The organism is Methylophaga lonarensis MPL (assembly GCF_000349205.1).
GTDB classification, from domain to species: Bacteria; Pseudomonadota; Gammaproteobacteria; order Nitrosococcales; family Methylophagaceae; genus Methylophaga; species Methylophaga lonarensis.
Genome location: NZ_APHR01000017.1, coordinates 1 through 26,271 on the forward strand (window position 1 = coordinate 1; position 26,271 = coordinate 26,271).

30 protein-coding genes are annotated in these 26,271 nt (G+C 49.6%); 15 read left to right on the forward strand and 15 right to left on the reverse strand.

The window, feature by feature from the left end:
• From MPL1_RS13400 to MPL1_RS13585, 3 genes are all read left to right on the forward strand, one after another.
• Positions 1-392: outer membrane protein assembly factor BamB family protein (locus MPL1_RS13400; RefSeq protein ID WP_009725779.1), on the forward strand; the 392-nt coding region annotated here is incomplete at its 5' end.
• 144 nt (positions 393-536) lie between these two features.
• Entirely contained in the window at positions 537-1,208 is a 672-nt protein-coding gene (locus tag MPL1_RS03660) for an MxaJ protein (RefSeq protein WP_152417567.1), read from the forward strand.
• A 7-nt stretch (positions 1,209-1,215) separates the two neighbouring features.
• On the forward strand, positions 1,216-1,428 hold the full coding sequence (locus MPL1_RS13585) for a hypothetical protein (RefSeq protein ID WP_152417568.1): 213 nt from the start codon (positions 1,216-1,218) through the stop codon (positions 1,426-1,428).
• A 30-nt stretch (positions 1,429-1,458) separates the two neighbouring features.
• Here MPL1_RS13585 and MPL1_RS03665 read toward each other — a convergent pair whose 3' ends face one another.
• The gene (locus tag MPL1_RS03665; protein WP_235045521.1) at positions 1,459-1,941 is read right to left on the reverse strand and encodes a DUF302 domain-containing protein; all 483 of its coding nucleotides are present in this window, start codon (positions 1,939-1,941) and stop codon (positions 1,459-1,461) included.
• A gap of 63 nt (positions 1,942-2,004) precedes the next feature.
• On the opposite strand from MPL1_RS03665, the gene MPL1_RS03670 reads away from it, so the two are divergent.
• Positions 2,005-2,691, forward strand: coding sequence for a hypothetical protein (locus MPL1_RS03670; protein WP_009725781.1), 687 nt, complete (start codon positions 2,005-2,007; stop codon positions 2,689-2,691).
• An 86-nt stretch (positions 2,692-2,777) separates the two neighbouring features.
• Here MPL1_RS03670 and MPL1_RS03675 read toward each other — a convergent pair whose 3' ends face one another.
• The 7 genes from MPL1_RS03675 to MPL1_RS03705 all read right to left on the reverse strand — a co-directional run bounded on the left by MPL1_RS03675 (position 2,778) and on the right by MPL1_RS03705 (position 9,126).
• On the reverse strand, positions 2,778-3,188 hold the full coding sequence (locus MPL1_RS03675; protein ID WP_040576860.1) for a ClpXP protease specificity-enhancing factor: 411 nt from the start codon (positions 3,186-3,188) through the stop codon (positions 2,778-2,780).
• 2 nt (positions 3,189-3,190) lie between these two features.
• Positions 3,191-3,808, reverse strand: a complete 618-nt coding sequence (locus MPL1_RS03680; RefSeq protein WP_009725783.1) for a glutathione S-transferase N-terminal domain-containing protein — start codon at positions 3,806-3,808, stop codon at positions 3,191-3,193.
• Between the two features lie 101 nt (positions 3,809-3,909).
• On the reverse strand, positions 3,910-4,620 hold the full coding sequence (locus MPL1_RS03685) for a cytochrome c1 (protein ID WP_009725784.1): 711 nt from the start codon (positions 4,618-4,620) through the stop codon (positions 3,910-3,912).
• Complete coding sequence (locus MPL1_RS03690; RefSeq protein WP_009725785.1) at positions 4,617-5,846, reverse strand: cytochrome b; 1,230 nt, start codon at positions 5,844-5,846, stop codon at positions 4,617-4,619. Before MPL1_RS03690 ends, MPL1_RS03685 begins: the two co-directional genes overlap by 4 nt.
• Positions 5,846-6,442, reverse strand: coding sequence for a ubiquinol-cytochrome c reductase iron-sulfur subunit (petA, locus tag MPL1_RS03695; protein ID WP_009725786.1), 597 nt, complete (start codon positions 6,440-6,442; stop codon positions 5,846-5,848). Before petA ends, MPL1_RS03690 begins: the two co-directional genes overlap by 1 nt.
• Positions 6,443-6,619: 177 nt before the next feature.
• The gene (locus MPL1_RS03700; RefSeq protein WP_009725787.1) at positions 6,620-7,045 is read right to left on the reverse strand and encodes a plastocyanin/azurin family copper-binding protein; all 426 of its coding nucleotides are present in this window, start codon (positions 7,043-7,045) and stop codon (positions 6,620-6,622) included.
• Positions 7,046-7,359: 314 nt separating this feature from the next.
• Positions 7,360-9,126 carry an ABCB family ABC transporter ATP-binding protein/permease gene (locus MPL1_RS03705; protein WP_009725788.1) on the reverse strand — a complete coding sequence of 589 codons (1,767 nt, stop codon included), beginning with the start codon at positions 9,124-9,126 and terminating at the stop codon, positions 7,360-7,362.
• Between the two features lie 148 nt (positions 9,127-9,274).
• On the opposite strand from MPL1_RS03705, the gene MPL1_RS03710 reads away from it, so the two are divergent.
• From MPL1_RS03710 to mutT, 6 genes are read left to right on the forward strand one after another with little or no spacing between them, the layout of a single operon-like run.
• Entirely contained in the window at positions 9,275-9,544 is a 270-nt protein-coding gene (locus tag MPL1_RS03710; protein ID WP_009725789.1) for an FmdB family zinc ribbon protein, read from the forward strand.
• Positions 9,545-9,551: 7 nt separating this feature from the next.
• Positions 9,552-10,202: a DUF502 domain-containing protein gene (locus MPL1_RS03715; protein ID WP_009725790.1), complete on the forward strand. Its 651-nt coding sequence runs from the start codon at positions 9,552-9,554 to the stop codon at positions 10,200-10,202.
• Between the two features lie 47 nt (positions 10,203-10,249).
• On the forward strand, positions 10,250-12,034 hold the full coding sequence (gene aspS, locus MPL1_RS03720) for an aspartate--tRNA ligase (RefSeq protein WP_009725791.1): 1,785 nt from the start codon (positions 10,250-10,252) through the stop codon (positions 12,032-12,034).
• 17 nt (positions 12,035-12,051) lie between these two features.
• Entirely contained in the window at positions 12,052-13,164 is a 1,113-nt protein-coding gene (nadA, locus tag MPL1_RS03725) for a quinolinate synthase NadA (protein WP_009725792.1), read from the forward strand.
• A 13-nt stretch (positions 13,165-13,177) separates the two neighbouring features.
• Positions 13,178-13,372, forward strand: a complete 195-nt coding sequence (locus MPL1_RS03730; protein WP_009725793.1) for a zinc-finger domain-containing protein — start codon at positions 13,178-13,180, stop codon at positions 13,370-13,372.
• Positions 13,369-13,752 carry an 8-oxo-dGTP diphosphatase MutT gene (gene mutT, locus MPL1_RS03735; RefSeq protein ID WP_009725794.1) on the forward strand — a complete coding sequence of 128 codons (384 nt, stop codon included), beginning with the start codon at positions 13,369-13,371 and terminating at the stop codon, positions 13,750-13,752. Before MPL1_RS03730 ends, mutT begins: the two co-directional genes overlap by 4 nt.
• Here mutT and yacG read toward each other — a convergent pair.
• The 6 genes from yacG to pilB all read right to left on the reverse strand — a co-directional run bounded on the left by yacG (position 13,749) and on the right by pilB (position 19,219).
• On the reverse strand, positions 13,749-13,928 hold the full coding sequence (gene yacG / locus MPL1_RS03740) for a DNA gyrase inhibitor YacG (protein WP_009725795.1): 180 nt from the start codon (positions 13,926-13,928) through the stop codon (positions 13,749-13,751). The two genes, mutT and yacG, sit on opposite strands and share 4 nt — an antisense overlap.
• An 8-nt stretch (positions 13,929-13,936) precedes the next feature.
• Positions 13,937-14,707: a cell division protein ZapD gene (gene zapD / locus MPL1_RS03745; RefSeq protein ID WP_009725796.1), complete on the reverse strand. Its 771-nt coding sequence runs from the start codon at positions 14,705-14,707 to the stop codon at positions 13,937-13,939.
• Between the two features lie 64 nt (positions 14,708-14,771).
• The gene (gene coaE, locus MPL1_RS03750; protein ID WP_009725797.1) at positions 14,772-15,377 is read right to left on the reverse strand and encodes a dephospho-CoA kinase; all 606 of its coding nucleotides are present in this window, start codon (positions 15,375-15,377) and stop codon (positions 14,772-14,774) included.
• A gap of 1 nt (position 15,378) precedes the next feature.
• Positions 15,379-16,251, reverse strand: a complete 873-nt coding sequence (locus MPL1_RS03755) for a prepilin peptidase (protein ID WP_009725798.1) — start codon at positions 16,249-16,251, stop codon at positions 15,379-15,381.
• 3 nt (positions 16,252-16,254) lie between these two features.
• The gene (locus tag MPL1_RS03760) at positions 16,255-17,496 is read right to left on the reverse strand and encodes a type II secretion system F family protein (RefSeq protein ID WP_009725799.1); all 1,242 of its coding nucleotides are present in this window, start codon (positions 17,494-17,496) and stop codon (positions 16,255-16,257) included.
• Between the two features lie 4 nt (positions 17,497-17,500).
• Positions 17,501-19,219, reverse strand: coding sequence for a type IV-A pilus assembly ATPase PilB (gene pilB, locus MPL1_RS03765; protein WP_009725800.1), 1,719 nt, complete (start codon positions 19,217-19,219; stop codon positions 17,501-17,503).
• 207 nt (positions 19,220-19,426) lie between these two features.
• Between pilB and lptM the strand changes: the two genes are divergently transcribed.
• Genes lptM through xerC form a run of 5 tightly spaced genes read left to right on the forward strand, consistent with a single transcriptional unit; the run spans position 19,427 to position 23,246 of the window.
• Positions 19,427-19,543, forward strand: a complete 117-nt coding sequence (lptM, locus tag MPL1_RS13590; protein WP_268743747.1) for an LPS translocon maturation chaperone LptM — start codon at positions 19,427-19,429, stop codon at positions 19,541-19,543.
• A 10-nt stretch (positions 19,544-19,553) separates the two neighbouring features.
• On the forward strand, positions 19,554-20,804 hold the full coding sequence (lysA, locus tag MPL1_RS03770) for a diaminopimelate decarboxylase (protein WP_009725801.1): 1,251 nt from the start codon (positions 19,554-19,556) through the stop codon (positions 20,802-20,804).
• 6 nt (positions 20,805-20,810) lie between these two features.
• On the forward strand, positions 20,811-21,659 hold the full coding sequence (dapF, locus tag MPL1_RS03775; protein WP_009725802.1) for a diaminopimelate epimerase: 849 nt from the start codon (positions 20,811-20,813) through the stop codon (positions 21,657-21,659).
• The gene (locus tag MPL1_RS03780) at positions 21,635-22,351 is read left to right on the forward strand and encodes a DUF484 family protein (RefSeq protein ID WP_009725803.1); all 717 of its coding nucleotides are present in this window, start codon (positions 21,635-21,637) and stop codon (positions 22,349-22,351) included. Before dapF ends, MPL1_RS03780 begins: the two co-directional genes overlap by 25 nt.
• Positions 22,341-23,246 (forward strand): tyrosine recombinase XerC, encoded by a 906-nt coding sequence (xerC, locus tag MPL1_RS03785; protein WP_009725804.1) that lies wholly within the window; start codon positions 22,341-22,343, stop codon positions 23,244-23,246. Before MPL1_RS03780 ends, xerC begins: the two co-directional genes overlap by 11 nt.
• 245 nt (positions 23,247-23,491) lie before the next feature.
• On the opposite strand, the gene polA is transcribed toward xerC, so the two are convergent.
• Complete coding sequence (polA, locus tag MPL1_RS03790) at positions 23,492-26,221, reverse strand: DNA polymerase I (RefSeq protein ID WP_009725805.1); 2,730 nt, start codon at positions 26,219-26,221, stop codon at positions 23,492-23,494.
• Positions 26,222-26,271: the final 50 nt, after the last annotated feature.

Below are 26,271 nucleotides of genomic sequence, written 5' to 3' on the forward strand. Positions count from 1 at the left end.
TCRGTAACTTCATTGCATGGGATGCACGTGAAGGTAAAATCGTCTGGTCTAACCCAGAGCGCTTCTCAGTCTGGTCAGGTGCTTTGGCAACTGCCTCTGACGTAGTGTTCTACGGTACTCTGGAAGGTTTCATCAAAGCAGTTGACGCTCACACAGGTCGTGAACTGTGGAGATTCAAAAACCCATCAGGCGTAATCGGTAACGTCAACACCTACAAACATGACGGCGTGCAGTACATCTCCGTTCTGTCTGGTATCGGTGGTTGGGCTGGTATCGGTATGGCTATCCCAAGTCTGGAAGACGACTCTGACGGTCTGGGTGCAGTAGGTGCCTACCGTGCACTGTCTAACTGGACTAACCTGGGTGGTGTACTGAGCGTATTCAGCCTGTAAGACCCAAGGTGCGTATATAGCTTGCTATATACAAACTGGTAAGACTAAAGGCCCGGTATCTTTTGATACCGGGCTTTTTTATTTGAACTAAAATGGAGGCTGAGCAGTCTGTATTTCTTTGGTAAACCATAATAAGGAGAGAGAATGAATAAAATGAATTGCTGGAAAACAACGCTGGCGGGCATTCTTGGTGCTGTGACCCTGGGGGTCCAGGCAGCTGATGTTGAGATCAAACCGTTACGTGGTCAAGAGGCAGTTCGCGTCTGTGCTGACGCCTACAACTTGCCGTATTCAAACAAAGAACTGCAAGGTTTTGATAACAAGATCGCTGAAATCATTGGTGAAGAGCTGGGGCTGCCGGTGGAGTATTATTGGTTTCCACAGCGTATGGGCTTTGCGCGAAATACGATCAACCGTCCAAACCCGGAAGGGGGCGGTTACATGTGTGATATCGCATTCAACATTCCCACCAAATCGGATATGTATCTGACTTCCGATCCTTATTTCCGTTCGATTGAAGGCATGGTCTATCGCGCCGATGACGGATATGAACTCAACTCAATGGAAGATATTGCAAAAGTCAGTAAGGAAGTGAAGCCTCTGAGAATTGGTATTTTTGATCGGGCCCTGACTACAAAACCATTAATTGACTTGGGACTGAGAGAACAACTGACTTATTTCAATATCCAGCCGGGCGGCGTTGCTGATAATCCTGGGCGTACCTTGATAGGTTCTGAAAACTCAATCGCCAGTGGTGATCTGGATGTAGTGATGATATTGGCCCATCGGTTCCTATTACGCAAACACATCCACTGAAGTACCGATGAAGTTTGTACCGCTGAATGAGCTGACCGATCGTTATGTATTCGAGTTTTCGGCAGGTTTCCGTCGTGCCGACAAGCGTTGGAGAGATGTGGTCAATGCTATCTTTGAAAAACGTAAAGATGATATTGAAGCCATTCTGGCTGAGTATCACTTACCGTCGCTTGATAATGTTGTTCCTCAATCGGAACGTCGCGTACGTGTATTTGAGTAATCACCTCAGCAAGTAAAACCACTATCGAGGCTACAGTGTTGTAGCCTCGATTATTTTTCTGATATTGCGGTTCATCCTGAGCGCAAATTGGCGCATTTCTTCAGAACCATAGTGCTCATCCATGAGCCTCGATGCAACCTGCACGCCTTCATCTGCTTCCCAGACGGCAATCTCACAAGACATCCTTGCCATCATCTGCATATCCATCAGCAATAGCTCATGGGCATAGCTGATATTACAGAAATTTGTCACTGTCGCCAGAGGAAAGTCTTCATGACCCCGGTCTCTGATTGCCTGGCCAATATGACTTCGATGAATAATTCTGTAGTTGTATTCAGAAATGGCAATGTCTAGATTCATCAGCGTTTCTTCAAAATCATATGGACTGGTGACCTGATAGATTTCAGGGTCAGAATTCACCTGTTCAGCCGAACAGGCTACGGTGAAAAACATAAAAAACATACAGCCAAGAATCTTTGAGGCAAAAGAGATAGTCATAGTGTTGATCGGCATTTTTTGATACATTGAACGGTCAGAATATCATTAAAATAAAGTAAACATGAGAGGTAGGACAAAGTGAAAAAACCATGGCTTTCAATGATGGCCGGATTGATGACATTGTTTATCGGTCAGGCATCTGCGACAACAGGATTCTCAGAAATTAACAATGAGCTGTTTGACAAGGCTCATCTCAAAAATGTGACTGAACCAGGCACCTTGAGTTACGTATACAGAAAAGACAGCTTTCTGGAGGGTAACCGTGAAGATACCATTGATGTAGAAGTCACCAATATTCGTAACACAGGGAGAGCTGATACTCATTTCAGGTTCTTTACCGGCAACTACAACCGTCCCTATGAAGACCGGCCTAACCAGCAGGGCAATGGCGTATTTGTGTTGTACCTTGAATACGATATCTCAGAAATGGAACGACTGACCTCTGGTGACAGACGCTACTTCCAACGCAAAATACGTTGGGCCTTTGCAGAAGGGGCAGACAAGAAAGCGGTTGAGATTGACTATAACGGCAAGAAAGTGCCGGGTTATCAGTACACTGTTCAGCCATATTTAAATGACCCCCAGCGTAGTCGTTTTGCACTTTACGAGGGTAAATACTATATCTTCACTATGTCTGAAGAAATTCCAGGTGAAATCTACCAGGTCAGAACCATCGTTCCCGATGGTCGCACCTGGCAAGAAGGCGAGCAGCCGCTGGTAGATGAATCAATCACCTTTGTGGGTTTTGAGCCGATGGCAGAGTAACTTCAAACACAATTAGTGACGACAAAAAAGCCGGTCAGCTGAAAAGCTGACCGGCTTTTTTATTGCCTGCAAACTGAGATAAGTCGCTACTTAACAATTTTCAGCGTAGGTTTTTTCTGTGCTGGCTCTGTAGAGGGTGCGCGTTTTTCAGGACCGGAGTCAGTATCGGGCTCATCTGGTTCTGGGGTGTGATGATCAGGAAAAAACATGCCTTCGTTGTTTTCTTTGGCATAAATTGCCTGGACGGCGATGACTGGAATAAACAAATCCATAGCTTTGCCTGCAAACCTTGCTGAAAAGCTTATCCACTCATTATCGAGTGTCAAGTCCTGCACCGCGTCTGGCGCGATATTCAATACAATCCGGTTGTCTCGGACATATTCTTTGGGAACCTGGCAGCCATCATGCAGCGTATTGACCAAAAGGTAGGGTGTCGTTTGGTTATCGACCAGCCATTCATAGATAGCACGAATCAGATAGGGCTTTTGTGGTGTCATCATTAGCGAAATTGTTTCTCAGATTCACTCAAACTGTTGATGAAACTGTCTCTGGCAAACAATCGATTTGCATAGTCCTCAATGGCCTTAGCCTTGGCAGGAAGTTTGACTTTGAGTGACGGCAATCGCCACAACAAAGGCGCCAGGGTACAGTCAATCAATGAAAACTCATCACTCATAAAAAACGGTTGTTGCTCAAATACTGGTGAAAGCACAATCAAATCTTCGAGTAATTGTTTACGTGCTTTGCTGGCACGTGCATGACGTGATGAAACCAGATCCGGCCATAGTGAGTACCAATCTCGATCAATTCGGTAGAGCATTAGCTTCATCTGAGCTTTTTGCAGTGGTTCGGCCGGCATTAAGGTTGGGTGAGGAAAGCGATCTTCCAGATATTCCATGATGATATTACTGTTGAACAGAACTGTGTCCTGTTCAACCAGTACAGGTGCCTCACCATAGGGTGTCAAACTGGCGATCTTCTCGGGCCAGTTGTCGACAATTTGATGAATATCAACGTCAACGCCTTTTTCAGCAAGTACCAGTCTCACCTTGTGAGATTGGGGACAATCTGGCGCAGAATAAAGACTGATTGATGAGCGATGATTGGCATTAGTCATGATGAAATGCCCGTCTGCGCTGATAGTTGGCAGTGAGAACTAAGACACGGCGGTTGCATTGGCATCAGTAATGACATCAAGCAACCACCGTTAGATTAGATTTAGTGGACATCTTTCCAGTACGCGCGCTTCAGCGGGTATGCAACCAGGAAGAAAATAAACAGGTACAACAGGACCCACTTACCAAGATCCAACCGCTGGAGTTTTGACGGCTCACTGACGTAGGCGAGGAAATTAACCAAATCACGGACCATTAAGTCGTATTCACGGCTACTCAGATTACCTTGCGTTGCAGAGACAAGATTGCCGTCTGCGTCCATAGTTTTGTAACCTTGCTGCTCCCAGAGTACGTGTGGCATACCTACATTGCTGAAGGCAAGATTATTGGTGCCCATCACTGTGCTGTCGTCGAGGTAGTAGGTACGCAGATAGGTGTACAACCAGTCAACACTGCGTGAACGTGCAATCACAGATAAATCTGGCGGCGTTACACCAAACCATTTCTGAGCATCTTCTGCACGCATCGAGATAGTCATGGTGTCACCGATGGTGTCGGTGACAAACATCAGGTTCTGGCGCACCATGTCTTCTGATAAGCCAAGGTCCTTAGCCATGCGGCTGTAGCGCATGAATGATGCCGCGTGGCAACCCATACAATAATTGACAAAGGTCTGTGCTCCACGCTGCAATGAGGCCTGATCTCTCAGGTTGATGTGCGCAGAATCAAGTTTTGCTCCAGATGGGGCGGCAACTGCTTGTCCAGACAATAGCCAGCCCAGGCTCAAGAAAAATGTTAATACGATATGTTTCATTGGTCTGTCACCCTATCTGGCACTGGTTTATCTTTGTCGTACTTGGTGTAGAACGGCATCAGAATAAAGAACGCAAAATACAAAATGGTGAAAACTTGTGACATCACTGTGTAGGTAGGTGTTGCCGGCTGTGTGCCAAGAAATCCAAGCATTACAAAGGTGACAACAAATACCGCAAGTGCGATGCGGAAGTAAGGGCCGCGGTAGCGTACGGAACGCACTGGACTGCGATCCAGCCATGGCAGCAGGAACAGCATGACAATCGCAAGCCCCATCGCGGCTACACCGGGGAATGACGAACCCGCGATAGATGGTACTGCCCGGAGAATCGCGTAGAAAGGTGTGAAGTACCATACTGGGACAATATGTTCTGGCGTTTTCAGCGGATCAGCCGGGACGAAGTTAGCATCTTCCAGGAACCAGCCGCCGCCTTCTGGCATATAGAACACAACCAGGGAGAACAGGAACAGGAAAACAATCAGTCCGACAATATCTTTCACTGTGTAGTATGGGTGGAAAGGAATGCCATCAAGCGGCTTGCCATTTTCATCCTTGTATTTCTTGATTTCCACGCCATCTGGGTTGTTCGAGCCGACTTCATGCAGGGCAATGATATGCATCACCACCAGTGCGACCAGCACTAAAGGAATAGCAATCACGTGGAAGGCAAAGAATCTGTTCAGTGTCGCGTCTGCAACAACGAAGTCACCGCGAATCCACAATGCCAGACTTTCGCCGACGAAGGGAACAGCACCGAACAGTGAGATGATGACCTGGGCACCCCAGTAAGACATTTGCCCCCATGGCAGCAGATAACCCATAAAGGCTTCTGCCATCAGTGCCACATAAATCAGCATACCGAATATCCAGACCAGCTCACGTGGTTGCTTGTAGGAGCCATACATCAGCCCGCGGAACATATGCAGATAAATCACGATAAAGAATGCTGAAGCCCCTGTGGAATGCAGGTAACGAATCAGCCATCCCCACTGCACATCACGCATAATGTATTCAACCGAGGCGAATGCCATTTCGGCATCCGGTTTGTAATTCATTGTCAGAAAAATTCCGGTGACAATCTGCAGCACCAGCAAAAACAGCGCCAGTGAGCCAAAGAAATACCAGAAGTTAAAGTTTTTTGGTGCGTAGTATTCGGAAAGATGTTCACGCCACATCTTGCTTGCCGGGAAGCGGGCGTCAATCCAGTTCATCATGTTGGCAAACATTAAGCGGCTCCTTCTGCACTTTCGCCGACGATCACGACATCGTCGCCCAGGAAGTGATATGGCGGAACTTCCAGGTTAGTCGGGGCCGGAACGCCTTGGAATACACGGCCAGCCAAATCGAATCTGGAACCATGACAAGGACAGAAGAATCCACCCTTCCAGTTGGCGCCGAGGTCCGCTGGCGCAAGTTCTGGGCGGAAAGTAGGTGAGCAGCCAAGGTGGGTACAAATACCGACCATGACCATCAGGTCGTCACGAATCGCGCGTGTTTCGTTTTGAGCGTATTGCGGTTGCTGTGAGGCCTGTTTGCTGAGTGGATCACGCAACTGATCATTGAGTGAAGCTAAATCGGCAATGATTTCCGGGGAACGGCGAAACAGCCAAACAGGCTTTCCGCGCCACTCAACGGTCAGTAACTGGCCGGGTTCCAACCTGCTGATGTCCACCCTGACAGGAGCACCTGCAGCTTCAGCTCTGGCACTCGGTGCCATTGATGCTACAAACGGAATGGCAACAGCTGCGGCTCCCGCACCCCCTACAACACTGGCTGCGGCGGTAAGAAATCGCCGTTTGCCGGTATCAATATCGCTACTCATCTGAAGGAGACCCTCTGAATTTCAATAACTTATGCGTCTTTTATGTTGTGGCTAAATATATTGCCCATTACAGACGCGTTCTGAATAAACCAGATGATTTTAACACATGCTGAGAGCCCATGGATCAAAAAAGCCCGCAGAAAACGCGGGCTTTTTGAAGGTTAGCTCAGGTGGAGCTTAGTTGCCGAGGTGGGCATCCAGTTGTCTCATCAGACGACGAGTTGCACCACGTGGGTTGTTAGCAGCGATAGCTTCGTAGTTGGTAGGTTCGCCAACGATGATCACACCACCCATGGCTGTACCCCAGTGTGGTGTACAGATGTAGAAGTAGATGCCTTCTTGGTCAAAAGTTTGAGTGTGGTTAGCACCCATTTGTGAATGCCACGTTTTGGCACCTTCTGGGATGTAGCCTTCCAGTGACTGTGTGTCATGACCGTTCATTTGAGTCCAGGTGACACTGTCACCAACAGCAATGTTGATTACTGTAGGTTCAAAAGTTGTCAGTGTTGCTGTCACAGTGTGGTTTTCAGAAGCCATCACTGCTGCAGAGAACATTGTTGAGGCGCCAAAAACAGCGGCGATAGCAGTTTTACCGAATTTCATTATATTTCCTCTCAAATTTTTAGGTTATTTGACTCAGTGCGGGTTCAGTCTGTCACATCAAAACTGAACCAAAGCTGAACGCAACCTGATGCCACTTTGATGCATTTTTTTGGAAATGGCTAAGCCACATCAAACCGCTGATACTAACCCGAACATTCTGTTATTGTCCAAAAAAATGTGATTTAGAGCAGGTTGCTTGTGCCTGGGTCGGGATGAAATTTCACTTGCTTGTGCGAGGCGGCATAGTCGGTGAAAATCGCATCAGCAGGGCAATTATCAGGGTGTGTGAAATCACTCACCTGAGACGTGAAAAGTCAGTTTTGTTCGCCGTTGTTTTCGGCAAGCTGCAAGGTCCACATTTCAAAATATCGGCCCTGGCTTGCGAGTAGTTGTTCGTGTGAGCCTGCCTCGATGATGCGTCCCTGATCCATGACCAGGATCTGATCTGCATCTGTAATAGTCGATAAGCGATGTGCAATGACCAGTGTTGTTTTGTTGCTGCTTAATTGTTGCAGCTCATGAACGATGGCCTGTTCTGCATGACTGTCAAGCGCCGATGTAGCCTCGTCAAATACCAATATAGATGGATTCTTGAGCAGGGCACGGGCAATGGCCACACGTTGTTTTTCACCGCCCGACAGTTTTAAACCGCGTTCACCGACCAGTGTTTGATAACCCTGTGGCAGCTGCTCAATAAAACGATGCAGCTGCGCTTGTCGAGCGGCCGCATAAACCTGCTGCTCGCTGGCTTGAGGATTACCGTAGTGGATGTTGTGAAAAAGCGTGTCGTTAAAAAGAACGGTATCTTGCGGCACCACCGCAATTGCCCGACGCACACTATGCTGGCTGACGTTTGCCAGATTCTGACCATCAATATAGATACGACCCGATGTTGGCGCATAGAAACGAAACAACAGCCTGACTAATGTGGATTTACCCGAGCCGCTGGCACCAACAATGGCCAGCTTTTGCCCTGCCGCGACCTCAAAGCTGATGTTTTTGAGTATCTTGCGGTCACTGTCATAACCGAAATTGACGTTATCAAAGCGAACGTTGCCGCCCTTGAGTTGCAGGTCAGCTGCATCTGGTAAGTCTTTAACATCTTCTGACTGTTCCAGAAGACTGAACATCCTTTCCATGTCAGCCAGTGAATGTCGGATTTCACGATAGACAAAGCCTAAAAAACCCAAAGGTAAATAGAGCTGCAATAAATAGGCATTGACTAGAACCAGATCGCCCAAAGTCAGTTCGCCATCAATCACCCCCTGGGCTGCAAGTAACATGAGTAAGGTCAGGCCGACAGCGATGATCACCCCCTGTCCAATATTCATCACAGAAAGTGAAGTTTGATTTCTGATGGCCGAGTGTTCCCAGCGAGCCAGCTTCTGGTCGTAGCGTTCCGCTTCAAAAGCTTCGTTGTTGAAGTATTTGACGGTTTCGTAGTTGAGCAGGCTGTCTATCGCCTGGTTATTGGCTTGTGAATCCATTTCGTTCATCGCACGTCGAAATCGCATACGCCATTCCGTAATCACAAGCGTATAAATGATGAACAGGACAATTGTGCCGGTGGTGATGATGGCAAAAATACTGTCGTAGTAAATCAGCAGTACGACAGTGACCAATGCAATTTCGACGATCGTAGGCAGAATGTTAAAGATCATGAAATTGAGCAGAAAGGTAATGCCACGGCTACCTCGCTCAATATCTCTGGAGATCCCTCCTGTCTGGCGCTGCAGGTGAAACCTCAACGACAGCTTGTGCAGATGCTGAAATATTTTGCCGGCAATTTGTCTGACCGAACGGAAAATAACCTTGGCAAATAAGGCATCGCGCAGTTCGCTTAACACACTGCTGGCTAATCGCAGCGCACCGTAAGCCAGTAACAAAATAACGGGAAGATAGATGATTTCCTGTTGTTGGGGGTCGAGCGCATCAACTGCGCCTTTGAGCACAACAGGCACACCAACATTGGCTAGTTTTGCCAGTGATAGCAGGGCCAGCGCAAATAACACTCGGCCCCGAAATTGCCAGATGAACGGAAGCAGGCTGCGAATAGCCTTCCAGTCGCGATTATTTTTCATAACCGTTCAGTTTAGCCTAAAGCGGGAAATGAAAGGTCGTTGACAAGCATTTTAGGTATAATTCATTAGTTGAATCACTTGAAATGCAGCAACGTTGCCGCATATTACCGATTCCTTGTGTGAATCAAACGTTCAGAGGGATTGAAAGATGCCTTTTTATGAGTATCGCTGCGATGCGTGTGGACACGGTTTTGAAGCTTTGCAAAAGATCAGTGATGAACCACTCAAACATTGCCCTGCCTGTGAGGCCCCACAACTGAGAAAGCTGGTTTCAGCGGCAGGTTTCAGATTGAAAGGCCAAGGTTGGTACGAGACAGATTTTAAATCCGGTAGCAAGAAGAACCTTGCTGAGGGTTCGCCAGACTCAGGCTCAAGCGCTTCTGCCGCATCCTGCGGTACGGGCTGTGCCTGCCACTGATTATTAAATGCGTAAATATCTGATAGCCGGCTTGCTGGTCTGGATGCCGCTGGGGATTACTTTCCTGGTGGTCAGAGCCGTGGTTGGCTTTCTGGATAAACTGGTGCTGGTCTTGCCTGATGCCTACCAGCCCAGTAACCTTTTCGGTTTTAACATTCCCGGGCTGGGCGTGCTGATTGCCATCGCACTGGTATTGGCGACAGGCATGTTCATGGCCAACTTGCTGGGGCGAAGACTGATCCATGCTTGGGAATCTGTGCTGGCCAGGATTCCGCTGGTACGTAGTATCTACACCGGCGTCAAACAAGTTATGGAGGCTGTACTGGCAGCCGATGCCAAATCCTTTCGCAAGGTATTACTCGTTGAATACCCTCGTAAGGGCGTCTGGAGTCTCGCTTTTATGACTTCTTCAGACCTTGGTGAGGTGCAAGATAAAACGGCAGCCGATGTGGTCAGCGTGTTTGTGCCGACCACACCAAATCCGACATCGGGTTTTGTGTTGATGGTGCCGGAACACGAAGTCATCTATCTGGACATGAGTGTCGAAGATGGCTTGAAGATGATTATCTCGATGGGTGTGGTGGTGCCAGACAACACGCTCTATCGACTAAAACAGCAATCCGGCGCAGCAGTGCAACCGGATACCGAGCGCCAGTAATAGCAACTGGCTGTTAATTCATTCAATCAGATAACTTTGGAAATTTTATGCGTAGCCATTATTGCGGCGATGTGAACGAATCTTTGGTGGGACAAACAGTCACAGTGGCAGGCTGGATGCATCGTCGGCGTGACCATGGCGGTGTCATATTTATCGATCTGCGTGACCGTGAAGGGTTGGTGCAGGTGGTCTGTAATCCTGAAGATGCTGAAAGTTTTGCTGTCGCCGAAAAAGTCCGCAGCGAATTCGTCCTGCAAATTGAAGGCGAGGTTAAACCGCGCCCTGCGGGCAGCGAAAATACCGACTTGCGCAGTGGCAAAATTGAACTGATTGCCAAGCGAGTTGAAATTCTCAACAGCTCTGAAACGCCGCCATTTCCACTGAATGAGCAGGCAGAAGTCAACGAGGATATTCGCCTGCGTCATCGTTATATCGATCTGCGCAGACCGGAAATGCTGCAAAAACTGCGTTTCCGATCAATGATTACCCGCCAGTTACGACAGTACCTGGATGCCAAAGGGTTTTTGGATATCGAAACCCCCATTCTGACCAAGGCGACACCGGAAGGTGCGCGTGATTATCTGGTACCAAGCCGAACTCACCAAGGTGAGTTTTTTGCGCTGCCGCAATCACCGCAACTATTCAAGCAATTGCTGATGGTGGCTGGCATGGATCGTTACTACCAGGTGGTTCGCTGCTTCCGTGATGAAGATTTGCGTGCCGACCGCCAGCCGGAGTTCACTCAGCTCGACATAGAAACCTCGTTTGTCGAGGAAGAAGAGCTGATGAATTTGATGGAAGAAATGATCCGGGATCTGTTCGCCAATGTGCTGGAGCAGGCTTTACCCAAACCTTTCCCGCGCATGAGTTACGCAGAAGCGATGGATCGTTTTGGCAGTGACAAACCAGACTTGCGAATCCCGCTTGAGCTGGTCGAAGTCAGCGATCTGATGAAAGCCGTGGACTTCAAGGTTTTTTCAGGCCCTGCCAGTGATGAGCGTGGTCGTGTTGCCGCATTGAGAGTGCCTGGCGGTAATGAACTGAGCCGTAAAGAAATTGATGATTACACCAAATATGTTGGCATTTATGGTGCTAAGGGACTTGCCTACATCAAAATCAACGACATCAGCGCAGGCCGTGAGGGTTTGCAATCACCGATTTTGAAATTCCTACCGGATGATGTGGTCGAAGCTATTTTACAAAGAACAGGCGCTCAAACTGGCGATCTGGTGTTCTTTGGTGCTGACAAAGCGACCATCGTCAACGAGGCACTTGGTGCACTGCGTGTCAAACTGGGCCATGACCTCAATATGGTCGAGCACGGCTGGAAACCTTTGTGGGTCGTTGAGTTTCCGATGTTTGAGTGGGATGACAAAACCCAGCGCTGGTATGCACTGCATCATCCATTCACCGCACCGCGTGTTGAAGATGAATCGTTACTTGAAACAGATCCGGGCCGTTGTTTGTCACGTGCCTATGATATGGTGCTTAACGGGACGGAATTAGGTGGTGGCTCAATGCGTATCCACAAAACTGAACTTCAGCAAAAGGTATTCAGAATGCTGGGTATCAGTGATGAAGAGGCGGCAGAAAAATTCGGCTTCCTGTTACAAGCTCTGAAGTATGGTTGCCCACCACACGGCGGTTTGGCGTTCGGTCTGGATCGTCTGGCAATGCTGATGACGGGCTCGGCGTCGATTCGAGATGTCATGGCATTTCCAAAAACCCAGTCGGCGGCCTGTTTACTGACAGATGCACCAGGTGCTGTCAGTGATGAACAACTGAAAGAACTGAATATCCGTTTACGAAAGTTGCCTGGCGCAGAAGCCTAAACTCAGGGGGAAAGCTCGTGGCCACACAAGCACTCGAAAAAGCCATACCGTTTGAACAGTACTTCTCACTGGACGATGAAACCTGCGATGCGCGCATCGCAGTTGCCAAGGAAAAACTTGGCGATGATCTGGTCATTCTCGGACATCACTACCAGCGAAATGAAGTCTTCAAGCATGCGGACTATTCGGGTGACTCGCTGAAGTTGTCACGCAATGCGGCCTCATCCGACGCTAAATACATTGTTTTCTGTGGTGTTCATTTCATGGCTGAAGTGGCGGATATTCTTTCCCGCCCGGATCAGATTTCGATTTTGCCTGACATGGCTGCGGGCTGCTCGATGGCCGATATGGCAAACCGGGTCAATGTTGACCGGGCATGGCAGGAAATGGCTGAAGTGTTTGACCCGGAAGAGATGGTCACCCCGATTACCTACATTAACTCTGCTGCTGATTTGAAGTCATTTTGCGGCAAGCATGGCGGGATTGTCTGTACCTCAACCAACGCGCCGCATGTCTTGGAGTGGGCTTTCGAGCGAAGAGAGAAAATCCTGTTTTTCCCCGATCAGCATCTGGGACGAAATACCGGTCACAAAATGGGTATTCCACTTGATGAGATGGTGGTCTGGGATTTTGACAAACCACTGGGCGGGCTTACCCCGGAGCAACTCAAAGCAGCAAAAATCATCCTCTGGAAAGGTTTTTGTTCAGTACATCAGATGTTCCAGCCGCAACAAATTGACAATTTCCTGGCGAAATATCCTGAGACTAAAGTGATCTCTCATCCTGAGTGCAGCTTTGAAGTCTGCCAGAAGTCTGATTTTGTCGGCTCAACCGAGTTTATCGTGAATACCATTGCCAACAGTGAGCCAAATACACGTTGGCTGGTTGGTACTGAACTGAATCTGGTGAACCGCTTACATGAGCGGTTTCAGCACGAGGGCAAATCGGTACATTTCATGTCACCGACTGTTTGCATGTGTTCGACCATGTTCCGCGTCGACCCTCAGCATTTGCTCTGGGTGTTGGAAAACCTGCTTGAAGGCCATGTGGTCAACCAGATTTCTGTCGATTCTGTAACGGCTGCTGAAGCCAAGCTGGCACTGGATCGTATGCTGGATTTGCCAATCTGAGGAGATCAGAGCAATGACGGAGTCAACTCAAGCCTGTAGTGAGCGCAGTTATCAAATCACCGAGCGTGATTTGCCGTTGAGTTGTCCGTTACCCTCCATGGCTCTCTGGAATGCCCATCCGCGGGTGTATCTGGATATTGAAAGTCATGGTGAGGTGATCTGCCCTTATTGCGGCACGCATTACACATTGCAGCGTCCTGCATCATGATCCATGTCGCAGTTGCCGTTATCGTCAACGACTTGCAGCAAGTCTTGATCACTCGCCGCCATCAACATCAGCATCAAGGTAATCTGTGGGAGTTTCCTGGTGGCAAATGCGAGCCAGGTGAACAGGTCATAGACACCTTGAAAAGAGAGATTCTCGAAGAGGTTGGTTTATCGGTGATGTCAGCCGAGCCGTTAATCAAAGTACCCTTTGATTATGGCGATCGACAAGTGTTACTGGATGTTTGGCGGGTGTCCGAGTTTGTCGGCGATGCACAAGGTCGTGAAGGTCAAGCCATGCACTGGTGCGATATAAATGCACTTGAGGATTATGATTTTCCGGCAGCCAATCAGCCCATTATTGCGGTGGTCTCCAGAGCTTAGTGTCTGGGTTCGTCTTCCGGTTCGAATGTTGGCTCACCTGCAATACGGTGGTTTTCAGCCGCCCAGTCCCCCAGATCAATCAGTTTGCAACGCTCTGAGCAGAACGGGCGCCATTTCGCTTCATCATTCCAGATAACGTTTTTGCCACAGGTCGGGCACTGCACAACATTCACCATAGCGTTACTTACATCGCGCAGCAGCTGAGTTCGAAATCGACATCATCAGCAATCTGCTGTGGACGACTATCGATATCAAACTGCATGAAACGAACAGTAAAGCGATGTTTACCGCCACTGATTTCCGGGTAAAAAGGACTGCCTTCGGGGAGTTTGACTCGAATCAGTTGATGCGGTTGATTGGCATCCAGCGAACGTTGATAAAAGCCTGCTTCTGCCTGAGCAGGATTAAATCCAATGCTTTGACGAATCAGCCGTAACGTGATTTCAATGGCCGCTCTGGCCGCGACAAAGTGTTCCAGCCAGAGCTGAATTTGTTGTTGCCGTTGCTCGGCGCTGCTGTGCTGTAACCAGAAATGATAAGCCGGTAAGTCAAAGTCACAGGTGCCACCAGCAATGCTCGAACGCTGGCGAATGCTGTAAAGGAAGTCATTTTCTTTTAGTGCCTGACCGATGATCGATTTTTTCAGATGCAGTGCATCCAGTGTTTGATCAAGCTCTGCCAACAAGCTGTCCAGCATACTTCTGTCGACACCAGGAATGTTTTCAAGGGCAGTAAGATTGGATATCAACCTTTCAATTTCTTTGATGATTTCAGCCTTGATATCACTACGTTCAAAGACAGAGAGCATCGAAAGCATGGCATCAATTGCGTCACGATGATGCATTTCTGACGTACCGCTGAGTGCATGATCAACTCTGGCAAACAGAAACTCCAGACGCAGAAAGGTACGGATTCGTTCGTTCAGGGGCTGTTCGTAAACAATGAATTCAGACACAGTTCAACAATCTTGAAGGACGCCAAAAAAAGCTATTGTCTCTGACATTCATCAGCGTGGCAACTCACAGACTTTGCTCGGACAGATTCAGATATTTGAAGTGCAATTGTTCAACCGCAGCCACCAGACTCTCTCGAGTGTCGTCATTTCGAATAACGTCATCAGCAAAGTTAAGCCTTTGTTCTGGTGTCACTTGGGTAGCGATAATGGCCTCTGCCATCTGAGCGTCGATTCCAGGTCGTTGCAACAAGCGCTCCATTTGTGTGGATGGAGTGCAATCAATCACCAGAATTCTGTCTACCGTCGTTTGTAAACCGGCTTCGATCAAGAGAGGGACAGACAGGATACAGTACGCCGAACGGCAATTATCAGCCCGAATCCGCAGTTGTTGCTTGATGGCGGGATGGAGAATTTGCTCAAGTCGCTGTCGATGTTGCTCATCGGTGAATACTTTTTCACGCAACCAGGCGCGATTTAGCGTGTTGTCAGGCATCAGTGCTGCATTACCAAAATAACTGACGATTTCACGGTAACAGGGCATGCCGGGCTCGACCAGTTCACGGGAAATCTCATCCGCATCAATAATTGCAACGCCATGCGCCGCAAACAACTCTGATACCGTTGATTTGCCGCTGGCAACACCGCCGGTCAGGCCGATTTTGAAAGTCATATCAGGCAAGCCCCGACAATGACAGATACCATTGATTGATGGCTTCACCCCAGACCAACGCCAGCCAGCCAGCGACGGCAAGATAAGGTCCGAATGGAATAGGCTGATCCTGTTGTTGCTTCTTCAATAGCATCAAGGTGATGCCGACCACCGCACCGACCAATGAGGATAACAGCACAATGGCGGGCAAAAATTGCCAGCCCAGCCATGCACCCAATGCGGCCAACAGTTTGAAATCTCCATAGCCCATACCTTCTTTGCCGGTGAGTAATTTGAATCCATGAAACACCAGCCACAGCGACAAATAACCCGCGATGGCGCCAATGACGGCCGAGTTCAGAGAGGTGAAAGTGCCAAACAGATTGAAAAACAAGCCCAGCCAGAGCAGCGGCAGGGTGATATTGTCTGGCAACAATTGATGGTCAACATCTATAAATGTCAGCGCAATCAGTGCCCAGGTCATCAACAACGCACCCGCACAGGCAAGGGTAAAACCAAAATGCCAGGCAACCACCACCGATAGTATGCCGGTCAGTGCTTCAATCAGTGGATAACGCAGGCTGATAGGTGATTTACATTCTTTGCATCGACCTCGCAGCAGCAGGTAACTCAACACCGGAATATTTTCCAGCGCGGTGATCGCATGTCCACAATGTGGACAGCGGGAGCAGGGGCGACTGAGGGTAAACGCTTCTGTCGGCTGAGGGTTATTGATACCGTTCAGTTCATTACATTGTGACTGCCAGTCACGCTGCATGATAATTGGCAGGCGATGAATCACCACATTGAGAAAGCTGCCAACCAGCAGCCCCAGAAGGCCCGTCGCTAACAATAAAAAAGATTGTGAGTGAGCCAGTACATCAAATAAGGCCATGTATCAGATAACCGCACCAAGTTTGAAAATTGGCAGGTACATGGCAATGACCAGCGTACCAATGACCACGCCTAGGAAGGCCATGATTAACGGCTCCAATAAGGCTGTCATATTATCGACGGCATCATCGACTTCACGCTCATAAAAATCGGCGACTTTTGCCAGCATGGCATCCAGTGAGCCAGATTCCTCACCTATCGCCACCATCTGAATGACAATGTTCGGAAACAGTGTTGTTTCTTGCATGGATTTGTTGAGCTGGGTACCGGTGGACACATCATCCCGCATGATCAGCGTGGCTTCACTGAACACGATGTTGCCGGTGGCGCCGGCCACAGATGTCATTGCTTCAACCATGGGCACACCGGCCTTGAACATAACCGCAAAAGTTCTGGCAAATCGCGCAATCGCTCCCTTGTGCAAAATGTTGCCGACCACAGGCAGTTTTAAAAGTGTGCGATCCAGCAGATGTTGTAGTTTTCGGGATCGTTTCTTCATCGCCATGAAGCCTGTCACCGAGCCAATTAACACCCCGAAAATCAGCCACCATATTTCCTGAAACACCTGTGAGATGGTGATGACCAGTTTGGTCAGTGCCGGTAGATCAGCGCCAAAGCCCTGAAACAATTCTTCAAACTGCGGTATGACAAAAATCATTAAGATGGCGGTCACAATGAACGCGACGACAATAATCGCCGCCGGGTAGACAAGTGCTTTCTTGATTTTTGCTTTGAGTGCTTCTGTCTTTTCCTGATAAGTCGCGATTTCATTCAACAGAGTTTCAAGGGTACCAGACTGTTCACCGGCATGAATCAGGCTGACATAGAGGTCATCAAAGTGTAGCGGATATTTGCCCAGTGACTCTGCAAGGCTGGTACCCGACTCAACATCTGCTTTAATGGCCAGCAACATTTCCTGCATGCTCTGGTTTTCATGGCCTTGACCGATAATTTCAATGGATTGCATCAGCGGTACACCCGACGACATCATGGTGGCCAGCATTCGACTGAACAGAGCGATATCTGAAGACTTGATCGGAGGCTTGCGTGCTGCAAACAAATCTTTGGGTTTTTTGCGGACCTTGGTCGGTGTGATGGATTGTCGGCGCAATTCATTGCGCACCTCGTTGACATTTTCGCCGACCATCTCGCCTTTTATTTTTCGGCCTTGGCGGTTGGTGCCTTGCCATAGATAAATGGTTGGAAGTTTTGCTTTTGCTGCCTTTCTTGCGCGCGCCTGGGCCACTGGTCTACTCCTTGATCACCCGGTTGATCTCTTCCAGGCTGGTCAATCCAGCCATGACTTTTTTCAGGCCAGAAGCTCGCAAGTCAGCGATACCTTCTTTTTTGGCTTGGTCAGCAAGCTGTATGGAGTTGCCACCTTCCATGATGATACGTCCCATGGCTTCAGAGACTGGCATCACCTGATAAATACCGACTCGTCCCTTGTAGCCTTCGGTGCAATGATCACAGCCGACTGCACGATATACCTTAAATCCGCTGTTGATCTGTTCCTCGGTAAATCCCTCTTTCAACAAGGCTTCCGTCGGCAGTGTCTCGGCTGTCTTGCATTGAGGACAGAGTCGTCGAGCCAGTCGTTGAGCAATGATCAGCGATACCGCTGAGGCGATATTGAATGCCGGAACTCCCATGTTCGCCAGACGAGTCAGCGTTTGTGGTGCATCGTTGGTATGCAGGGTTGAGAATACCATATGCCCTGTCTGTGCGGCTTTGATAGCAATTTCTGCCGTTTCCAGATCACGAATCTCACCGACCATGATGATATCGGGATCCTGACGCAGGAAAGCCCGGAGAGCTTCAGAGAAAGTCAGTCCGATGGCCGGGTTGACATTCACCTGATTGATGCCGGGCAGTGTGATTTCTGCAGGATCCTCAGCAGTAGAAATATTACGATCATCAGTATTGAGAATATTCAGAGCCGTATACAGCGACACCGTTTTACCACTACCTGTTGGACCGGTGACCAGCACCATGCCATAAGGTTTGTGCATGGTCTCCATAAAGATTTTCTTCTGGTCATCTTCATAACCCAAAGCATCAATGCCCAGCTGTGCACTGGTCGGATCCAGAATCCTCAGTACAATTTTTTCGCCATGCAAAGTCGGACAGGTGTTGACACGAAAGTCAATGGCTTTGGACTTGGAAAGTTTTAGCCGCATCCGTCCATCCTGAGGCACTCGCCGTTCAGCGATGTTCATTCTGGACAAGACTTTCAAACGGGCTGCAATCCGGCCGCCCAGTGCAACAGGTGCCGTTTTGGTCTCATGCAAAATACCATCGATACGCACACGCACGCGATATTTCTTCTCGTATGGTTCAAAGTGAATATCCGACGCACCGGCCTTGATAGCATGGGTGAGTATGCCATTGATAAAGCGAACTACCGGCGTGTCGTCGATATTGGCTTCGTTAAGGTTGGGCTCCTTGTCGAGTGTGTCATCCGGGCCAAGATCGATATCGTCCAGATCAGAATCTTCAAAGTCATCAAGTTGCTGGTCCTGCTTATCGAGGGCTTTTTCGATAATGGCGCTGAGTTTTGATTCATCGACCAGCACAGGAAAAGTATTCAGTGCAGTGTTGAACTGAAATTCATCCAGTGCCTGCAGATTGGTTGGGTCGGATACGGCAACGTAGAGTCGTTTGCCCCGTTGATAAAGTGGCAGCGCATTGTGCTGACGAATCAACTTTTCCTGAAACAGGCTGGTGGGCGCCATTTCGAGGTTCATGGTGTCGATATCAAACAAGGGCACGCCAAATTCTGCTGAGGCGATGGCGGCGATATCAGCGCTGGCGAGTATTTTGTGGTTTACCAGATAAGTAACAAATGATTGCCGCGCTTCCTTGGCGGCGGTTTGTGCCGTATGAGCTGCTTCTTCATCCAGCAAGCCCTCACTGACAAGACGTCTTGCCAAGCCACTCAGCCTGACGGGTGCTGCGGTATTTGCCATGACGGATTCTGTTTCCTTAACATGTTAATCATTGCGCACAGCCAATAGTATGTAAGTTACCGTATAAATTCCAGGATTTGTTCACAGTCTGGCTATGTAACTGTATGACTTGTCGACAATAAGCAGACTATTTCTGGCAATAGTGTTTCGCAGCAAACCTGTATACTGCCTGCTTGGTGTCAGCGGAGGATAACAATGAAACAAATGATGGGCTGGTTGCGAGTCGCATTGTTGGCAGGAATGCTAGCGGTGATATCCGCATGTGGTCAAAGTGGTGATTTGTATTTGCCTGAGGGAAAGGCAATTTCAACAATGGTAGCTTAGAAGGTTTTTGATGGATTTTTTTCAGTATCAGCAGGACAGTCTTCGTGCCGAAGATGTGCCGGTCAGTGACATTGCAGCGCAATATGGCACGCCAACTTATATATACTCCCGAGCCACATTGGAGCGACACTGGCGTGCGTTTGATGAAGCGTTTTCCGGTATGCCACATCTGGTCTGTTACGCGGTAAAAGCCAATTCCAATCTGGCGGTACTGAATGTCCTGGCTCGACTTGGTTCTGGCTTTGATATCGTCTCTGGCGGCGAGCTGGCCAGAGTGTTGGCGGCCGGAGGCAAAGCTGAGCGGACGGTATTTTCCGGTGTTGGCAAAACCACCGATGAGATTGAATACGCCCTCGAACAAAACATTCGCTGTTTCAACGTCGAGTCCGAAAGTGAGTTACAGCGAATCAGCGAAGTAGCCAGCCGGCTTGGCAAGTCTGCGCCAATTTCTATTCGGGTGAATCCTGATGTGGATGCGCAAACCCATCCTTATATTTCAACCGGGCTCAAAGAAAACAAATTTGGCATCGCCATAGAAAGTGCGCCGGATGTTTATCAAGCCGCAGCCCAACTGCCTGGACTTAATGTCGTCGGCGTCGATTGTCATATTGGTTCGCAGCTCACCACGGTTGCGCCGTTTGTTGATGCTTTGCATAGGGTATTAGCCCTGATTGACCGACTGGCCGAACTCGATATCCAGATCAAACATCTTGATATTGGCGGTGGTTTGGGCATTCGCTACAAAGACGAAACGCCACCAAGCCCGGCTGAATATGCGGCAGCCATGCGAGATGTGCTGACTGACCGAAACCTGGAAATCTTTCTGGAGCCAGGCAGAGCCATTGCCGGCAATGCGGGCATATTGTTGACGCGCGTTGAGTACATCAAAACCACAGAAGCGCATCGCTTTGCCATCATTGACGCCGCAATGAACGACTTGCTGCGCCCTGCCTTGTATCAATCGTGGATGGAAATCGTGCCAGCAAAACTGCGCAGCGATCTTGTCGCAGAGATCTACGACGTGGTGGGCCCTGTCTGTGAAACCGGTGATTTTCTGGGTAAGCAACGTGAGCTGAAAATCGCTGAAGGTGATTTACTGGCAATTCGCTCGGCAGGCGCCTATGGTTTTACTATGAGCTCTAACTACAATTCACGGCCAAGGGCGGCTGAAGTGATGGTGGATGGTGCTGAGCTGCATCTGGTGCGTGAACGTGAATCAATCGCTTCACTTTATGCTGGCGAGCGAGTACTGCAGGACTAGAAGGTCATGTTGAAATTCAGCAAGATGCATGGTTTGGGAAATGACTTTATTGTCATCGACGCCATTCATCAATCAGTAGAACTAAGCAAACAGCAAATACAGATGCTGGCGGACAGGCATTGGGGCATTGGCTGTGATCAGTTGCTGCTGGTGCAACCAGCCGAATCAGCCGAGGCAGATTTTCGTTATCGTATCTTCAACGCAGATGGAGGCGAGGTTGCCCAATGTGGTAACGGTGCTCGCTGTTTCGCTCGATTTGTTCATGACAAAGGTTTGACCGACAAAACCGTGATTGCCGTCGAGACAGCCTCCGGGCTTATTTACCCAGAGCTACAGTCAGATGGTCAGGTGCGTGTGGACATGGGGCCGCCCCGGTTTGAACCCGCCGCGATTCCCTTTGTTGCCAACGAACTTTCCAACACCTATATGCTGACCTTACCCTCTGGCCCGCACGTTGAGATCAGCGCTTTGTCGATGGGTAATCCACATGCGGTCGTTCGGGTGGAAAACATCAGTGCTGCACCTGTTGCGGAGTGGGGTCCTCAGATAGAGGCTCATGAAAGGTTTCCTGAACGCGTCAATGCGGGTTTTATGCAAGTCGTCGATCATGACCATATCCGTCTGAGAGTCTACGAACGCGGTGTCGGAGAGACTCAGGCCTGTGGAACCGGTGCCTGCGCCGCTGTGGTCAGTGGCATTCGTCGAGGATTGCTGGCTCGAGATGTTCAAGTAGCTCTGCCCGGCGGATGTTTGCATATCAGCTGGCCTGATGAAGCATCCAATGTCATGATGACCGGGCCTGCACAACACGTTTTTGATGGAGAAATTGAGTGGCCGATACCGACTCAAAGCTAACTGCGGACAAAATTCACGATTATCTTGCCGAGCACCCGGACTTTCTGCTGAAAAATCCCGACACATTGGCCCTGTTGCAACTTGATGAAGATCAGGCTCCGGCCAACATTATTTCTCTGGCACAAAAGCAACGTGAACGCCTGGAAGACAAGGTCAAACATCTGGATGAGCAGCTGCGCGCGCTGATCGATAACGCTCACAGCAATTCGGCTTTGCAGGATCGGGTTCATCAATTATGTTTACGCTTCCTTGACTGTGATGATCTGGAATCATTGCTCAAGGTCTTGATGCAGGATCTGAAACAGGAATTTAACGCCGATGCGGTCGCGCTCAGGTTGTTTTATGCCGGAGACAAGGCTCCCAAAATCCCGGACATCAAGGCCAACATCGCCCAGCTGCATGCTGATGATAGTGCTCTGAAAGCATTTGACAGCCTGCTCAACAAGCAAAAGCCGGTCTGTGGTCGTCTGACCAAAGCGCAAAAACAAGTGTTGTTCAGTGATGTGGATATTTCAGTGCAGTCCGTGGCTTGCCTGCCACTGGGTCATCAACCCTGTGCCGGAATTCTGGCGATTGCCAGTGAGGATGCCAATCGTTTTCATGCCGATATGGGCACCACCTATCTGAGCTTTTTAGGCGATGTCTTTATGCGAATGTTGCGACGCTTCGATTTGCATCATCATGTCGGCTGAACTGGCAGAAGTTACCGAAGCTTTTTTACAATCGCTGGCTGCTCAGCGTCTGTCAGAACATACCATCAAAAACTACCGCCGGGATCTGCAACAACTGCTCGGTTTTGCTGGCCGTGAGTCTCTGACCGACTGGGCGGTGCTTTCCAGCAAACAGCTAAGAAAATTTATCGCCGAAAACCATCGCAGTGGTTTATCGGCTCGCTCAATTCATCGTCAACTATCCGCGATTCGCAGTTTTTACCGTTATCTGGTTCGACAAGGTTTGTCTGAACATAATCCAGCCGTCGCCGTGCAGGCACCCAAAACAGAAAAACGCTTGCCATCGACGCTGGATGTTGATCAAACCAATGCCTTACTGGACGCCACCCCGGAAGATACGTTTGTGGCGTCAAGAGATAGGGCCATTATGGAGCTGCTCTATTCGTCAGGCCTGCGGGTATCTGAGCTGGCGGCACTGGATCTGCGCGATATCGATTTTGCCGAACAACTGGTGCATGTCATCGCAGGTAAGGGCGGCAAGGGACGTATTGTGCCGATGGGTCGTCAGGCTATCAATGCGATCAAGCATTGGCTGGAAATGCGTGACCGGCGTGGTTTTTTTAGTGAGCAAGCCCTGTTTGTCAGTCAACAGGGACGCCGCCTCGGTGTTCGTTCAATTCAACAGCGACTGTCATATTGGGGCAAGCGACTGGGCATCTCCGACAAGGTGCATCCACATCGGCTGCGCCATGCCTTTGCCTCACATATGCTCGAATCCAGCGGTGATTTACGGGCAGTGCAGGAGTTATTGGGCCATGCTGATATCAGCACCACCCAGGTCTACACCCATCTCGATTTTCAGCATCTGGCCAAGGTGTATGATGCGGCGCATCCGCGTGCCAAGAAGCGTTCTTGAATTGTTGAATTAAACACGAGCGTAGGTTGGGCTGAGCTTGCGAAGCCCAACAACCCAACCACCATTACAATGTTGGGCTTCGTGCCTCAGCCCAACCTACAGGGACATCCACGGGGCATGAGGCTTGGTGATTGGCTCGAACCGCATGAATGGTAGGTTGGGTAGAATGCAATGAAACCCAACAAACCGTGTTTATCGTCGGAATGTTGGTGTTGGGTTTCGCAGGCTCAACCCAACCTACGGGGCTAATGCGCCTGCTCCCAGTTATCGCCAACACCCATACCCACTTCCAGCGGCACTTTGAGTTCAGCCGCCTCGATCATAAAGCGCTCAATTTCTTTTTTGGCGAGTTCAAGTTGGTTGTCGGGCACCTCAAATACCAGTTCGTCATGCACTTGCATGATCATGCGGATGCCGGTGTTTTCACTGAGCAACCAGTCGTGAATGGCAATCATCGCCCGTTTGATAATGTCGGCGGCGCTACCCTGCATCGGCGCATTGATTGCGGTGCGTTCGGCATATTGGCGGCGCATACCGTTGCTGGAATTGATTTCCGGCAGATATAGCCGACGTCCAAATATCGTTTCAACATAGCCATCGGTTTTGGCTTGCTGGCGGGTGTTGTCCATATACTGCCGGACGCCGGGATAGCGTTCAAAATAGGTATCCATATAGGCTGCCGCCTGATGCCGTTCGATGCCCAGTTGTTTGGACAGACCATGTGCTGACATGCCGTAGATCAGGCCAAAATTGATGGCCTTGGCACTGCGCCGTTGGTCGGCAGTGACCGCTTGCAGATCCACATTGAAAATTTCCGAGGCGGTGTGTCGGTGAATATCTTCTCCCTCGGCAAACGCCTTGAGCAAACTGGCATCTCCAGACAAATGCGCCATGATACGCAGCTCGATTTGGGAATAGTCGGCAGCGAGGATCTTGGCCCCGTCAGCGGCAACAAAAGCCTCACGGATACGGCGGCCGGTTTCGGTGCGGATCGGAATATTCTGCAAGTTGGGATCCGACGAAGATAAGCGTCCGGTAGCGGTTACGGCCTGATGGTATGAGGTGTGCACTCGGCCTGTGCTGTGGTTGACCATCTGCGGCAGTTTATCGGTATAGGTCGATTTGAGTTTGCTGAGACTGCGGTAGTTCATGATGATTTGCGGCAGTTCATAACCATCATCAGCCAGCTCCTGCAGCACTTCTTCAGCAGTCGATGGCTGGCCTTTTGGAGTTTTTTTACGCACCGGCAATTGCTGCTTGTCGTAAAGGATCGCCTGCAATTGTTTGGGCGAGCCCAGATTGAATACCTCACCCGCCGATTCATGCGCTTGTTTTTCCAGCCGGTCGATATCATGTGCAAGGTTATCGCTTTGCTGTTGCAGCATAAAAATATCGATATGCACGCCGTTACGCTCCAGCGTATTCAACACCGGCAGTAATGGCATTTCCAGGTTTTTATAGACTTCGGCCAGACTGGGAATCGCCTGAATCTGTGGCCACAACTTCTGATGCAGTTGCAGGGTGATGTCGGCATCTTCGCAGGCATAAGGCGTAGCTTCATCCAGACCAATCTGATTGAAAGTCAGCTGTTTTTTGCCCTTGCCGGCAATATCTTCAAAGTGAATGGTGCTGCGACTCAGGTATTTCTCGGCCAGCGAATCCATATCGTGGCGGGTGGCGGTGCTGTCGAGTACATAGGACTGCAGCATGGTGTCATGGGCAATGCCTTGCAGATCAACGTCATGATTGAGCAGCACATGGCGATCATATTTGAGATTCTGACCGACTTTGAGTTTGTTCGGGTTTTCCAGCAGTGGTTTCAGCCGGGCCAGGGTGCTGTCAAAGTCCAGTTGTTCGGGCGCACCCGGATAGTCATGGGCCAGCGGCAAGTAAAAAGCGGTGCCAGCCTTGATGGCAAACGACATGCCGACCAGTCGGGCTTCCAGATAATTCAGACTGGTGGTTTCGGTATCAAAGGCAAACAGCTCGGCTGCCTCCAGTTGTTTGAGCAAGTCTGCAAATTCGGCCTCGCTGACAATGGCCTGATAGTGTTGTTCGGCAGTTGCAGTCTCAATATCGGCTGCTGTACTTGTATTGCTGACCTGTGGACTTTCAGCCGGTGCATTTCGCACTTCCTGCGTCCAGGTTCTGAATTCGTAGCGTTCAAATAATTCCAGCAAAGCGGCGTTGTCTGCGGGTTGCAGATTCAGTGTTTTGGGTTCGAAATCCAGGGGCACATCCAGCTTGATGGTGGCCAGTTCATAGGACAGCGGCAGATCCGACAGTGCATTGCGCAGGTTTTCACCCAGCTTGCCTTTGACCTCATCGGCGTGGTCAATAACCCCTTGCAGACTGCCATATTGTTGCAACAGTTTGGTGGCGGTTTTCGGTCCGACATTGGCCACACCTGGAATGTTATCCACCTTGTCGCCCATCAGTGCCAGATAATCGATGATCTGCGCCGGTTCGATACCGTATTTTTCCTTGACCGCCTCGATATCGGTGATGGTATTGCTCATGGTGTTGACCAGCGTCACATGCGCATTGACCAGTTGCGCCATATCCTTGTCACCGGTGGAAATCACTGTGTCGATGCCTTGCTCGGTGGCTTGTTGGGCCAGGGTGCCGATCACATCATCTGCCTCCACGCCATCAATCATCAGTAACGGCAGGCCCATGGCTTTGACAATGTTGTGGATGGGTTCGACCTGTTCACGCAAGTCATCCGGCATTGGCGGCCGGTTGGCCTTGTATTCAGCATACAAGTCATCGCGAAAGGTTTTGCCCTTGGCATCAAACACCACGGCCATATGCTCCGGATCATAGTCTTTCAGCAGTTTGCGCAGCATGTTGATAACGCCGTAGATGGTGCCGGTGGCTTCTCCCGAACGATTGGTCAGGGGGGGCATTGCATGATAGGCACGGTAGAGATACGAAGAGCCATCAACAAGGATGAAAGGTTTGGTCTGCGTCATAGCGATATATGGCCAATTTTGAAGTGTTAACGGGTTGCTTTAATAGTGAT